The organism is Pseudomonas sp. NFACC25, from assembly GCF_900100935.1.
GTDB classification, from domain to species: domain Bacteria; phylum Pseudomonadota; class Gammaproteobacteria; order Pseudomonadales; family Pseudomonadaceae; genus Aquipseudomonas; species Aquipseudomonas marginalis.
Genome location: NZ_FMUC01000006.1, coordinates 202,894 through 216,361, shown reverse-complemented (window position 1 = coordinate 216,361; position 13,468 = coordinate 202,894). Strand labels below are relative to the sequence as shown.

11 protein-coding genes and 2 riboswitches are annotated in these 13,468 nt (G+C 64.7%); of the genes, 2 read left to right on the top strand and 9 right to left on the bottom strand.

Going from position 1 to position 13,468, the window contains the following annotated elements:
- Window positions 1-52: 52 nt before the first annotated feature.
- Genes BLQ09_RS16260 through BLQ09_RS16240 form a run of 5 tightly spaced genes read right to left on the bottom strand, consistent with a single transcriptional unit; the run spans window position 53 to window position 4,710 of the window.
- On the bottom strand, window positions 53-976 hold the full coding sequence (locus BLQ09_RS16260) for a tetratricopeptide repeat protein (protein WP_027606466.1): 924 nt from the start codon (window positions 974-976) through the stop codon (window positions 53-55).
- Window positions 976-1,461, bottom strand: a complete 486-nt coding sequence (locus BLQ09_RS16255) for a hypothetical protein (protein WP_092357813.1) — start codon at window positions 1,459-1,461, stop codon at window positions 976-978. The genes BLQ09_RS16260 and BLQ09_RS16255 overlap by 1 nt, the downstream gene beginning before the upstream one ends.
- Window positions 1,461-2,810, bottom strand: coding sequence for an ATP-binding protein (locus tag BLQ09_RS16250; RefSeq protein WP_027606468.1), 1,350 nt, complete (start codon window positions 2,808-2,810; stop codon window positions 1,461-1,463). The genes BLQ09_RS16255 and BLQ09_RS16250 overlap by 1 nt, the downstream gene beginning before the upstream one ends.
- Window positions 2,811-2,848: 38 nt before the next feature.
- The gene (locus BLQ09_RS16245; RefSeq protein ID WP_166655324.1) at window positions 2,849-3,823 is read right to left on the bottom strand and encodes a metallophosphoesterase; all 975 of its coding nucleotides are present in this window, start codon (window positions 3,821-3,823) and stop codon (window positions 2,849-2,851) included.
- Window positions 3,820-4,710, bottom strand: a complete 891-nt coding sequence (locus BLQ09_RS16240; protein WP_003190745.1) for an NAD(+) kinase — start codon at window positions 4,708-4,710, stop codon at window positions 3,820-3,822. The genes BLQ09_RS16245 and BLQ09_RS16240 overlap by 4 nt, the downstream gene beginning before the upstream one ends.
- A 147-nt stretch (window positions 4,711-4,857) precedes the next feature.
- On the opposite strand from BLQ09_RS16240, the gene BLQ09_RS16235 reads away from it, so the two are divergent.
- Window positions 4,858-5,805: a DUF1853 family protein gene (locus tag BLQ09_RS16235; protein ID WP_027606470.1), complete on the top strand. Its 948-nt coding sequence runs from the start codon at window positions 4,858-4,860 to the stop codon at window positions 5,803-5,805.
- A 126-nt stretch (window positions 5,806-5,931) separates the two neighbouring features.
- Here BLQ09_RS16235 and BLQ09_RS16230 read toward each other — a convergent pair whose 3' ends face one another.
- The 4 genes from BLQ09_RS16230 to cobW all read right to left on the bottom strand — a co-directional run bounded on the left by BLQ09_RS16230 (window position 5,932) and on the right by cobW (window position 12,641).
- On the bottom strand, window positions 5,932-6,534 hold the full coding sequence (locus BLQ09_RS16230) for a vWA domain-containing protein (RefSeq protein WP_027606471.1): 603 nt from the start codon (window positions 6,532-6,534) through the stop codon (window positions 5,932-5,934).
- 53 nt (window positions 6,535-6,587) lie between these two features.
- Window positions 6,588-7,586, bottom strand: coding sequence for a magnesium chelatase ATPase subunit I (locus BLQ09_RS16225; protein ID WP_027606472.1), 999 nt, complete (start codon window positions 7,584-7,586; stop codon window positions 6,588-6,590).
- 228 nt (window positions 7,587-7,814) lie between these two features.
- Window positions 7,815-11,576, bottom strand: coding sequence for a cobaltochelatase subunit CobN (cobN, locus tag BLQ09_RS16220; RefSeq protein ID WP_027606473.1), 3,762 nt, complete (start codon window positions 11,574-11,576; stop codon window positions 7,815-7,817).
- Between the two features lie 3 nt (window positions 11,577-11,579).
- A complete protein-coding gene (gene cobW / locus BLQ09_RS16215; RefSeq protein ID WP_027606474.1) occupies window positions 11,580-12,641 on the bottom strand; it encodes a cobalamin biosynthesis protein CobW in 1,062 nt (353 codons plus the stop codon).
- A 92-nt stretch (window positions 12,642-12,733) separates the two neighbouring features.
- A riboswitch (cobalamin riboswitch) is annotated at window positions 12,734-12,934 on the bottom strand.
- Between the two features lie 42 nt (window positions 12,935-12,976).
- Window positions 12,977-13,182: riboswitch (cobalamin riboswitch) on the top strand.
- A gap of 96 nt (window positions 13,183-13,278) precedes the next feature.
- On the opposite strand from cobW, the gene BLQ09_RS16210 reads away from it, so the two are divergent.
- Window positions 13,279-13,467, top strand: a complete 189-nt coding sequence (locus tag BLQ09_RS16210; RefSeq protein WP_027606475.1) for a CbtB domain-containing protein — start codon at window positions 13,279-13,281, stop codon at window positions 13,465-13,467.
- Window position 13,468 lies beyond the last annotated feature (1 nt).

Below are 13,468 nucleotides of genomic sequence, written 5' to 3'. Positions count from 1 at the left end.
TCTGATAACGGTCGCTGGTTCAGCGAGTACATGGGTGACAGGGCCTGGCCCGTCAGAATTCCTTGGAGAGCTTGACCTGTACCAGCTCCTTGTCGAGCAAGCGCCGGAAGATCTGCGGCGCGGCAAAGGTGTAGGCGGCAAACGCCAGCCACACCCAGTTGACCATCTCGGCCACTTGCGGATAGCCCTGGGCTGTCAGGGTAATGACCACTACACGGTAGACCACAAACATGAACAAAAGCAGGATGATGGCGCGGGTAGCGCTGCGCTCGTTCATCCAACTGTTGAAACGCCACCAGGTGCCGAGGAACACATTGCTGCGAGCCTTGACGGCGGTGAGCAAATGCAGCGCCGCGACGTTTGTGGCGTTTTCCTGCAGGGCCCAGATCGCGTGGTCACGGGCGCCGTTGATGTCACCTTCGCGCAGCAACAGGTGACCAAGCACCACCACCGCGGCCGCGTTCGAAGGGTCTGCCTGTAAAGCCTGGCGGGCGAATTGATACGCCTGGTCCCAATGGCTGCTGGCGCGGTGGAACTGCGCCATGGCCACCAGGTTGGCCGGATCGTCCGGCCCCAGTTCCAGGGCTTTTTCCAACGGCTCGCGGCTCTGTGCCAAACGGCCGGTCAACTGATACAGGTCGGCCAGGCAACGATAGTTCACCGGGTTGAGCGGCTCCATATCCAGCAGTTGGGTCACATGGTCCTGCGCCAACTTGAACTTGCGTAAGGCGATGGCGACTTGCGCGGCCGCGTAATGGGCCAACGGCAGTTGTGCATCGGCGGCCAGGGCCAGTTGCACTTCACGCTTGGCGGCATGCACCCGGCGCATGTTCATCAGGCAGATCGCCAGCAAGGCGTGGGCTTCGGCCGAATGCGGGTCGCTGGCGAGCAATTGGCGCAGCGCGTCGATTGCGCCGTCGTTATGGTCGGCCTGCAGGCGTTGGTAGGCCAGTTGCAGCAGATAGTCGGTATTCATCAGCTCACCACCAGATACCACAGGGTGTACGGCAGCCATTTGACGACCATGCCTTTAAGCACGAAGCCACCAATCAACGCCAAGGGAAAACCAAAGCGGCTCAACTCGCCGCCGTAATACTGGTAAATCTCGATGGTCGCGTTTTGCTGCATGTACAGCAGGTAGCCAATGGTGAGTTTCCACACCACCAGCACCAGCAAGGCGTATTGAATTTCCGCCTGGGTCTGGAGATAACCGGCGCCCACCAGTTGCAGCAGTACAAACCCGATCACCAGGCTGCCCAGCAGCGCCACACCCGCAAGTATCCACTCGCGCACGCGCGTCGGACTGCCGACGGCAATCGAGTTGAACACAAACCACGGCAAGCCCAGCCAGGCACCGCCGAGCATCAAGCCTAACAGCGGCCAGAACGGCGAAACCGCCCACTTGGCCAAGGCCCCCGGACGCGGTTCATCTTCGATGCGGTAACCACCGTACTGCGCCATCAGCGGCCCTTCCCGTGTTTGTCGAGGAAGGCCAGGACTTCGTCGTACTGGTTGCCTTCATTGGCGTACCGCGCGTAGTTACGCGCCGTGGTCAGCCATTCCAGGGTCGTGGCGCGCACTTCTTTCAACGCCGCCTTGAAATGCCGATCGCAGATGGACTGCTCGGTGCCACTGTCGATCGAGGCCTCAATCGCTTCGTCAGCCGCAGTCTCCACCAGCTCGCTGAGGTCGGCGCCGGAGAACCCCGAGGTGTTCTTGGCCAGGAAGGCAAAGTCGATGTCGTCAGCCATAGGGCGACCTTTCATCATCGACTTGAGCATGCTTTCCCGCGCCGGACGGTCCGGTGGCGGCACAAACAACACCCGGTCAAAACGGCCAGGGCGACGGAACGCCGAATCCACCGACCATGGCACGTTGGTCGCCGCGAGAATCAGCACGCCATGGTTGTCATTGGTGAAGCCATCCATTTCGGAGAGGAACTGGCTCACCAGCTTGGACGACGTCGACTCACGGGTATTGGCACGCTTGCCACCCAGCGCCTCGACCTCGTCAAAAAACATCACCGCCGGCGCCTGGGCCCGCGCCTGTTCGAACAACGCGTGCAACTTGCGCTCGGACTCGCCGATGTACATGTCCAGTACATCGGAAATTGCCACGTTGAAGAAGGTTGCCTTGCACTCCCCCGCCGTAGCGCGGGCCAGCATGGTCTTGCCGCAACCCGGCGGACCGTACAACAGCACACCGCCGCCGACTTTCTTGCGAAAGCGCTGGAACAGGCCCGGCTTCTGGTACGGCAGGATGATCTTTTTATGGATGGTCTTTTTCAGCTCATCCAGGCCACCGATGTCGTCAAAGGTCAGGGTTTCCTTTTCCGGCACCAGCAGGCGCACCACTTCGCTCTGGTCGGTGTCGTCATTGGAGATCACGCGCAAGCGCGGGCGGCCCTCGGCACCTGGAAAGTCCACCACCGACACGTTCAAGCGGCGCCACAACGCCATATCTTCCAGGGCCGGGTTGGCATCCACTGCCGCCCGGTATTCCACCTGGGCCTCTTTAAGGCGCTCGAGCGCTGCCAGGGTGCGAGCCTTGAGCAGGCGCGCGGCTGGGTCTTCACCCTCGATCAAAGGCAATGCCTTGTGCGCCTGGCCGGCGGCCAGCAGTAGTTGGGCGGCCGCCAGCTTCAACGCCGGGGCGTCAGGCCACTGTTCAAGGTCGGCGGGCAACAGCTTCAGCCCGCGCTCATGCTCGCCGCGCTCAAGGCTGGCACCGAGCAGCAGGGTCAGCAGCGCGACGTTACCGGGGGCAGCGGACAGCGCGGCCTCCAGTTGGTCGAACGTCGAATCATCCATGGAGTTTCCTCAAAAGTGCGTTTGCAGCGCGCAGGGGCTCATGTGAGCACCTCCGGCCGCTCGACATCGACCCACACGAACTTACGCGGGTCGAGGCGGGTTTCCTGGTCCAGCCGATACGCCACCAACTTGCCGTACAGCACTGCGCTGTAGTCCAGGCACGCCAGGTTCGGGCGGATCGGCGCCGGTTTGCCGCTGCGCCAGTAATGGCCGACGAACAGCAAGGGTTCGTCGGCGCCGTAGCGCAGCAGGGAATTCTTTTCATGGGGCGACAATGGCGTGCGCGCCACCGGCTCCGGCAGTGCGTCGGGCTGGAACACGATGTCGCCGTAGGTCTTAGGGTCGTCTTCCCAGAACTTGGTGCGGAAGAACGAGCGCGTCAGGCCATCGCCACCGGTCAGCGTCAGGCCATCCGGCAGGCGCATATCGGTGCCGCGCAACAGGCGGTCGAAGGCGTTGCAGGCAAAACTGCCGGGCACGGCGGCGGCCTGCAGGAAGTGCTGGTCGATGCAGCCATCCGGGAACGTCGCGCGCAGCGGCTGGATAAAGCCGTCGTCCCAGCACGCATGCACCACGCGGAAACGCCCGGCATCGACAAACAGCGGCATGTCGTAGAACCAGGCGAGGAAGTCGTGCCAGTCAGCCGGGTGCTGCTCGAACTGGGTCAGGGTCTCGTGGATCAGCCGCTCATGCCGTGGGGTGTGCTCGCGCACGAACTGCCTGCCACTGCCCGGCGGCGCCGGTGTGGCCCAACCCAGTGCATTGAACTCGTGGTTGCCCATGATGCACAGCGCCTGGCCGGCCTCGGCCATGTCGTGGACGATATGCAGCGCCTCGCGAATGCGTGGGCCACGGTCGATGATATCGCCGAGGAACACCGCCATGCGCGAAGGATGGCGCCAGGTGCCGCCCTGCTTGTGGTAACCCATCTGGTCGAGCAAGTGCTCAAGGGTATGAGCGCAACCGTGCACGTCACCAATCAGGTCGTAGCTACGCGCGGGATCGAGCATCAGTCGCCTCCACCCCCCAAGCGGCTGCCCCAGCCCAACTTGGTGCGGCACACTTCGTAGTAGTTGTGATCCAGCGGGTGGATCAAGCGCAACTTCTGTGCCTTCTTGCTCACGGTGATGGTGTCACCGGGGGCGCAGGTGAAATGGTTCTGCCCGTCGCAGGAGACTTGCGGGTAGATCTGCATGTCTTTGGACACCACGATTTTCAGCTCACTGTTGCCATCGACCACAATCGGTCGGCTGGACAACATATGGGGGTACATCGGCACGATCACAATGGCATCGAGCTTGGGGTGCATGATCGGGCCACCGGCCGACAGCGCGTAGGCGGTGGAGCCGGTGGGCGTGGCGACGATCAGGCCGTCGGCCTTCTGGCTGCACACGAACTGGCCGTCGATGTACAGCTCGAATTCGATCATCCGCGTGGATTTGCCCGGGTGCAGCACCACGTCATTGAGCGCATCGCCCTGGCCGATGGCTTCGCCGTGGCGGCGCACTTCGGCCTGCAGCAGGAAGCGGTTTTCCACCAGGTAATGGCCGTCGAGCACCTTGGCCACTTCGACTTCCAGCTCATCGGGGCGGATATCGGTGAGAAACCCCAGGCTGCCACGGTTGATCCCCAGCACCGGCACGTTATGCCGCGCCAGGGCCCGGGCCGCGCCGAGCAGGCTGCCGTCGCCGCCGACCACGATGACCATGTCGCAGACTTCGCCGAGCATCTTGCGCGACGAGGTTTGCAGGCCGTGGCCGGGGAGGATTTCGGCGATGGTGTCTTCGAGGATCACATGCAGGTGGCGTTCCAGCAGGAATTTTTTCAGCCGGCGGACGGTGTCCAACACCTGGGTACTGCCCAGGCGACCGATAATGCCGATATTGCGAAAGTGCTCCATGGGGCTCCTGCGGGATTGGGGGGTGGGGCAAAAAAGAAACGATTATGGGCGAAAGGCCGGCTCAGGCAAAATCCTTTGTCGCCGTGAAGCCTTGATGACAACGGTTCTCAGCCCCCTGCGCAACGGTTAAAAGGCTATGCTCGGACCATGACTGTGTTCCCGGATTTGCACAACCTGCCCCGCCAGCTGCGCCACCCCGAGGTGCGCGACCTGGCGTGGGTGATGCTTGCCCCGCCGATGCTCGCGCAGACACCGTGGCCACAGCGCCACCCGCTGGCGGGCAGCGACTGGGTGCAGGCGCCCGACCTCCTTGAACACTGGCTACGTGCACTCGACCGGGACAGCCGTGCCTTGCAGCACTGGTTGAGCCTGTCACGCACCCGGCGCCTGGGCCTGTACTACGAACGCCTGTGGCAGTTCGCCGTGCAGCATGCGCCGGGGGTAGAACTGCTCGCCGCCAACCTGCCGATCCGCCGCGCCGGGCACACCCTGGGCGAGCTGGACATGCTGCTGCGCGACCGTGATGGCGTGCACCACCTGGAACTGGCGATCAAACTCTACCTGGGCCCGCAGGACGGCAACGGCCAGGACACCGCGCAGTGGCTGGGCCCAGGCTGCCACGATCGGCTGGACCGCAAGCTGGCGCACCTGGCCCAGCATCAACTGCCGATCTCGGCGCGGGCAGAAAGCCGCGAGGTGTTGGCGGCCCTGGATATTCAGCAGTTTGATGCGCACCTGTGGCTAGGCGGATATTTGCTCTATCCCTGGCCTGGACTGGCCGAACCGCCCCACGGCGCACACCCGCAGCATCTGCGCGGGCGCTGGCTGCATCAGCGGGACTGGCGGGATTTTGTCAGCGCCAGTGCGCCAGGCCGCTGGCAACCATTGCCCCGGCACGCGTGGCTGGCGCCGGCGCACTACCCGGCGGATGAAGTGTGGAGTGAAGAACAGATGCAGGCCTGGCTGGCAGACCTTGATCCGATGGCGCCTGCGCAGTTGCTGGTGCGCATGGTGCAGAACGGCGAGGATTGGGAGGAAGCCGAGCGCTTGTTCCTGGTGGCGGATCTTTGGCCGAATGTGCCGGGGGCTGGCTGATAGCGTGTGTGGTGTATGTGAGGGCCTCATCGGGGGCAAGCCCCCTCCCACACTGACTGCATTCCAAATGGGTGTACTCGATCAAATGTGGGAGGGGGCTTGCCCCCGATGGCTGTGGTACCGCCACTACACCTCATCGATATGCCGATAATCCAACTGCAACCCCACCGCCAGCTCCTGGGCCCGCCCCAGCCTGATCGGCCCGCGCTCGATATCCACCAGCAACCCCGCAGACGCCAATAACGGCAACCCACCGATGTCCTTGAGCCGCCCATCCGTGATCACCAGTACACGCTGCTGCTCGGCCGGATAACGCTTGCGCCGCGCCACCAGCCAATGCGCGGCCTCGGTCAGCGCCGCCAGCAACGGCGTACCACCGCCCGCGCCCAACTGATCCAGCCAGCCCGCCAGGCCTTTCGCTGCTTTCAAACCCTGTACCTGCCACTTCGGTGCCTGGCCGCTGGCAGTCAACAACGCCATGCGTGCCCGTTGCCGGTAGGCGTCGTCAAACAGCTGGGCGAGCAAGCCCTTGGCGTCGGTTAATGCACGATGCCGCCGCGTGGACGCCGACGCATCCACGATCACCAGCCACAACTCATGGGCCGAGCGGCTGCGCAGGTGGTAGCGCAGGTCTCCACGGGAGTGCGGCCGGCCGCCGAGCAAGGTGCCCGGCCAGTTGATCGAACCCTGCTGTGCGCCGCGTGCCTTGCCCTGCCTGCCGTTGTCCAGTCGCCCCGCCTTGGGCCGGGCATCCGCCCCCGCGCCAGGTCGGGGGCGAATGCCTAGGGCTTTTTTGGCCAGGCAGGCACGTCTCGGCGAGCGCCAGTGGGCAGTGCCGGTGCGGGCATATCGCCCCATTGGCCTTGGCCGGGCGAGGTGTCCGAGGGTGTCGGCGCCTGCCCTTGATTGGGTGGGCTGGCCGGTGGGGATTGCACCTGGCGACGGTGGCGCAAGGCAAATTCCGCCACTGCTTCGATGTCTTCTTCGGCAATGGTATCCGCGCCCCGCCACGCCGCGTGGGCCCGGGCGCCGCGCAGCCAGACCAGGTCGGCGCGCAAGCCGTCGACACCGGCAGCAAAGCAACGCTCGGTGATCTGCGCCAGGGCCTGATCATCCAGCTCGATACTGTCCAGCCGCGCCCGCGCCTGGGTACAGCGCTGGCGCAGCGCCGCCTGTTGCCCGGCCCACTGGGTGCAGAACGCGGCGGGGTCGCTGTCGAAATCCAGGCGCCGCCGGATAATCTGCCCGCGTTCGGCCGGCAGCGTCTGCCCGCTCAGCGCCACGTTGAAACCGAAGCGGTCCAGCAGCTGCGGGCGCAACTCGCCCTCCTCCGGGTTCATGGTGCCGATCAGCACAAAGCGCGCCGAATGGCGATGGGAAATGCCGTCGCGTTCGATCAGGTTGGTGCCGCTGGCGGCGACGTCGAGCAACAGGTCCACCAGGTGATCGGGCAACAGGTTGACCTCGTCGACATACAGCACGCCGCCGTCGGCCTTGGCCAACACCCCAGGGGAAAACTGCGCGCGGCCTTCCCCCAGCGCGGCATCCAGGTCCAGGGTACCCACCAGGCGCTCTTCGGTGGCGCCCAACGGCAAGGTGACGAATTGACCGCTGGCCAGCAGATCCGCCAGGCCACGGGCCAGGGTGGATTTGGCCATGCCACGCGGGCCTTCGATCAGCACGCCGCCGATCTTCGGGTCGATGGCGGTCAGGCACAGCGCCAGTTTCAGGTCGTCGGCAGCGACCACGGCGGACAGCGGGAAATGGGGAATATCGGTCATCCGTTCTCTCTTTAAATTCTGCTGTACAAGTAATCACCCGGTCATGAGCAAGCTACTTGTGGTGAGCGGGCTTGCCCCGCGCTGGGCTGCGAAGCAGCCCCAATAGGAGCGCTGCAGTGTGCCAGGTAGCTCCGGGACTATGTTTTTGGGGCCGCTTCGCAGCCCAGCGCGGGGCAAGCCCGCTCACCACAACAAGCCCGCCAGCCACAACAAGCCGCATCTCGCGTTCTAGCTGTCTTCTTCTATATCCAGCAACAGGTTTTCCAGCGCCTCGCGGTACGCCCCCGGCTCCTGCCACAGGCCACGCTGCTGGGCTTCGAGCATGCGCTCGGTCATGTCGCGCAGCGCCGCAGGGTTGTGCTGCTGCACGAACGCGCGGGTGTCAGGGTCCAGCAGGTAGGCGTCAGCGAGCAACGCATATTGATGATCGTCGATCAGCGCCGTGGTGGCATCGAAGGCGAACAGATTGTCCACGGTCGCGGCCATTTCGAACGCACCTTTATAGCCATGGCGCTTCACGCCGTCGATCCACTTGGGGTTGGCGGCGCGGGAACGGATCACCCGGTTCAGCTCTTCCTTCAAGGTGCGAATCCTCGGCAGGTCCGGCTGGCTATGGTCGCCGTGATAGCTGGCGGCCTTGTCGCCGCTCAGGGTTTCCACGGCGGCGAGCATGCCGCCCTGGAATTGGTAGTAGTCGTTGGAGTCGAGCAGGTCGTGCTCACGGTTATCCTGGTTCTGCAACACCGCCTGCACCTGGCTCAGGCGCTGGGCAAACTGCGCGCGAGCAGCGGTGCCTTCGTCGGAGCCGCCATAGGCGTAGCCGCCCCAGTTCAGGTAGACCTCAGCCAGGTCCTCGCGGCTTTGCCACAGGCGCCCGTCAATGGCGCCCTGCACGCCCGCGCCATAGGCACCGGGCTTGGCCCCGAAGATACGCCAGCCGGCCTGTTTCGCCGCGGCCTCCGCATCCAGGCCGGAGGCCAGCAATGCCGCGCGCTCACTGCGCACCTTGGCGGCCAGCGGGTTCATGTCGTCCGGCTCATCCAGGGCCGCCACCGCCTGTACCGCCGCGTCGAACAGGCGGATCAGGTTGGCGAAGGCATCGCGGAAAAACCCGGACACGCGCAAGGTGACGTCCACGCGCGGGCGGTCCAACAGGCTGATGGGCAGGATTTCAAAATCATCCACCCGCTGACTGCCGGTGGCCCACACCGGCCGTACGCCCATCAGCGCCATGGCCTGGGCAATGTCGTCGCCACCGGTGCGCATGGTGGCCGTGCCCCACACCGACAGGCCGAGTTGGCGCAGGTGGTCGCCGTGGTCCTGCAGGTGCCGTTCAAGTATCAGGTTGGCGGACTGGAAGCCGATGCGCCACGCGGTGGTGGTGGGCAGGTTGCGCACGTCAACGGTGAAGAAATTGCGCCCGGTCGGCAGCACATCCAGGCGCCCCCGGCTCGGCGCGCCGCTTGGCCCAGCAGGCACAAAGCGCCCGCCGAGGGCCTCCAGCAAGCCATGCATTTCCGCCGGGCCGCAGGCGTCCAGGCGTGGCGCCACGACGATGCGCAGGCTTTCGATCACCGCCTTCACTTCTTCCCAGCCGGGCTCTTCCAGCTGTTCCAGCGGCCCTTCCAACGCCTGCTCGATCATTCTCGCAGCGTACAGTTCCAGGCGCTCGCGGGTATCCCCGGCGGTGCGCCACTGCTGCCCATCGATCTTCTGCAACACCGCCGGGCGTCGCCCGGTCCAGGGCTCGGCCAGGGCGCAGTCCAGGGGGTCAAAACCCAGCGCGAACGCCTTGGCCAACACGCGCAGCAGGCTCGATTGCGGGCCACGGCCGTCGCCACGCGGGATGCGCAGCAAGGCCAGCAAGGTGTCGATGCGCAAACGGCCCACGGGGGATTCGCCAAAGATGTGCAGGCCGTCGCGTATCTGCGACTCCTTCAAGTCGCACAGGTAGGTGTCGAGGCGCGGCAGCCAGATAGCGGCATCGGCGTCGCCATCCAGTTCAAGCTCCTGATCGATGCGGGTCTCACGCACCAGCTTGAGGATGTCTTTTTGCAGCTCGCGGGCCCGGCGTGGGTCGAGCAGTTGGGCTTCGTAATATTCGTCCGCCAACAGCTCAAGGTCCCGCAGCGGCCCGTAGGTTTCGGCGCGGGTCAGCGGCGGCATCAGGTGGTCGATGATCACCGCCTGGGTACGCCGCTTGGCCTGGGCGCCCTCGCCCGGGTCATTGACGATAAACGGGTAGATGTTCGGCAGCGGTCCCAGCAGCGCATCCGGCCAGCAGTTTTCCGAGAGTCCAACGCCCTTGCCCGGCAGCCATTCGAGGTTGCCGTGCTTGCCCACATGGATCACGCCATGGGCGCCATAGGTGTGGCGCAACCAAAAGTAGAACGCCAGGTAGCCATGGGGCGGCACCAGGTCCGGGTCGTGATACACCGCGCTGGCATCCACCTGGTAACCCCGGGCCGGCTGGATGCCGACGAAAGTCTGGCCCAGGCGCAGGCCGGCGATCATCAGGCGGCCGTCGCGGAACATTGGATCGTTGTGCGGGGCGCCCCATCGCTCCAGCACCGCCTGGCGGTTGGATTCAGGCAAGCGCTTGAACATCGCCTCGTAGTCGTCCAGGCCCAGGCTTTGATGACAGGGGCGCAGGTCGAGGCTGTCGAGGTCGTTGGTGACGCCGCCGAGCAGCTCATGGATCAGCGCGGTACCGCTTTCGGGCAGTTGCTCCGGCACCGGATAGCCTTCGGCTTGCAGGGCACGCAGGATATTCAACGCGGCGGCCGGGGTATCCAGGCCCACGCCATTACCGATACGACCATCGCGGGTCGGGTAGTTGGCAAGGATCAGGGCGATGCGTTTATCCCCATTCGGCACCCGTGCCAGCTCGACCCAACGGCGCGCCAGTTCGGCGACGAAGTCCATGCGTTCGGGCGCTGCGCGGTAGCACACCACGTCCGACTGGCTGCGTTCGCTGCGCCAGGCCAGATCCTTGAAGCTGATAGGCCGGCTGATAATCCGTCCGTCCAACTCGGGCAAGGCAATGTGCATCGCCAGGTCGCGCGGGCCCAGGCCTTGTTCGCTGGCCTGCCAGCCCGGCTGGTTATCCTGGGCGCAGATCGCCTGGATCACCGGGATATTGCGGCGAAACGGCCGCAGATGCGGGGCTTCGGGGCTGGATTGGGCAAAACCGGTGGTGTTCAGGATCACCGCCGCACCGACCTCATCCAGCAGGTCCTCGACCACCCTCAGGCAGCCGGGCTCTTTCAAACTGGCCACCGCCATCGGCAACGGGTTAAGGCCCGCCGCCTGCAAGCGCTGGCAGAACACATCGATAAAACCGGTATTGGCCGCCTGCAGGTGGGAGCGGTAGAACAGCACCGCCGCCACGGGCCAATCCGCGTGCCAATCGGTCTGCCAGTCATTGAGGCGAGGGTTGGCTTTGTGCGGGTGATAGATCGCGGTGCGCGGCAAGGTCTGCGGCTCGGCCCACGGGTAATCGCGGTCCAGGTAGCCGCTGGCCAGGCAGCGGAAAAAATCCAGCGCGTTAGCGAGCCCGCCCTGGCGCAGGAAGTGCCACAGGCGGTCGCGCTGTTCGGCATTCACCGTGCTCAGGCCGCTGAGTTCCGGGTCCGGGCGATCATCCCCCGGCACCAGGATCAGCGTAACGCCACGCTCGGCCAGCTCCACCAGGCGCTCGATACCGTAGCGCCAATAACCGATGCCGCCGTGCAGGGAAATCAGGATGACCTTGGCGTGGCGCAGCACCTCGTCGACATACAAATCGACCGAGGCGTGGTTCTGCACCTGCATCGGGTTGGCCAGGCGCAGGCTGGGGTAATCCTCGGGCAACTGCTGGGCGGCTTCGGCCAGCAGCGCCAGGCTGGAATCGCCGCTGCACAGGATCACCAGTTCGGCGGGAGTTTGGCCAAGGTCGGCAATATTGTCGTCCGCGACGAAACCACCGGGCTGAGTCCTGAGCAGGTGCATGGGTTAAACGCTGAGGGCAGCGCGCAGTTGCGCTTCGAGGCCCGCCGCGTCCAGCTCCTGGCCGATCAGCACCAGCCGCGTGATGCGCGCTTCGTCGGCGCCCCAGGCACGGTCGAAGTGCTTGTCGAAACGCGTACCCACACCCTGGATCAGCAGGCGCATCGGCTTGTTCGGGATGGCGGCGAAGCCCTTGACCCGCAGGATGCCGTGCTGAACCACCAATTGGTTCAGGGCGTCGAGCAGCAGCGCTTCGTCGGCTTGGGGCAGGTCGATGGAGATGGAATCGAAGGCGTCGTGATCATGCTCGTCTTCACCTTCGTGGTGATGATCGTGGTGGCTATGGCGAGCGTCGATATGTTCTTCGGACCCCGCGCCCAGGCCGATCAATACGTCCAACGGCAGGCGACCGCTGCTGGCTTCGATGATCTTCACCGCTGGTGGCAGTTCTTCGGCGACTTCCAGGCGCACACGGGCCAGGTCTTCGGCGCTGATCAGGTCTGATTTATTGAGGATCACCAGGTCGGCGCTGGCCAGTTGGTCGGCAAACAGCTCGTGCAGCGGCGATTCATGGTCCAGGTTCGGGTCGAGTTTGCGCTGGGCGTCGACCTGGTCCGGGAACGCGGCAAAGGTGCCAGCGGCCACGGCCGGGCTGTCGACCACGGTAATGACCGCATCAACCGTGCAGGCGCTGCGGATTTCCGGCCACTGGAAGGCCTGTACCAAGGGTTTCGGCAGGGCCAGGCCCGAGGTTTCGATAAGGATATGGTCGAGGTCGCCGCGACGGGCGACCAGTTCGCGCATCACCGGGAAGAACTCTTCCTGCACCGTGCAGCACAGGCAGCCGTTGGCCAGCTCGTACACACGGCCGTTGGCCTCTTCTTCGGTGCAACCGATGGAGCACTGCTTGAGGATCTCACCGTCGATACCCAGCTCGCCGAACTCGTTGACGATCACCGCAATGCGACGGCCCTGGGCGTTGTCGAGCATATGGCGCAGCAAGGTGGTCTTGCCCGAACCGAGGAAGCCGGTAACGATGGTGACGGGGAGTTTGGCCAGTGTTTTCATCGGATGCCCTTTGGGGCGGGCATACGGGACGATAGGCCCTGCGGCGGCGCGCAGAAGCGGATTTCGTCACCGGATCACCCCGCCCGGTTGAATTGGAAAATCGGTGGCGAGGCAGGTCTCCTGGCTTGGGGCTTGCGGGTCTTGCGACCGGCGCCGACTGCGCCTTCCCGCCGCAGTGGCAGTGGCGTGGCAGTCAGATAAACCCTTCACAGTTGCGGGGGCAGCCGCGGCTTGGACCGCGTTCCCTTCTTAGCTTCGGCCTGGGCCGAAGAACCTCGAGGGTGCAAGGCTACAGGGGCTCGCCGCATTTGACTACCGTCCCCGGCCCATGCTCTCCTACACATCTTGTTTCGGGTGCCCTTCACAGGGTGAAACGGGAAACCGGTGAGTCATGGCGTCATGACGAGTCCGGTGCTGCCCCCGCAACGGTAAGCGAGTGAAGCGTCAGATCCACTGTGCCTGTACGGCATGGGAAGGCGACGCTTTATAGACCCAGTGTCCCTCGCAAGCCCGGAGACCGGCCCGAATAACATCGAATAACAAACCCGCGGTGGGCGGGCGCTGTTAAAACCCTGCGTGCCTGGCTCGCGGGGTTTGCATGCGCTCGTGTCACCCTGACACCTGAAAGGGACGCGCCATGTCGATCATCAGCAGCACCTCGCACACCGCCAGCAGCTCCGCCACCCTCAGCCAACGCCTGACCGCCGCCATCGGCGCGTCGATCCTTGGCGCGTGCCTGGTGTATTTCGCCGGTTTCTCCCATATCGAGGCGGTACACAACGCGGCCCACGATACCCGCCACAGCGCCGCGTTCCCGTGCCACTGAG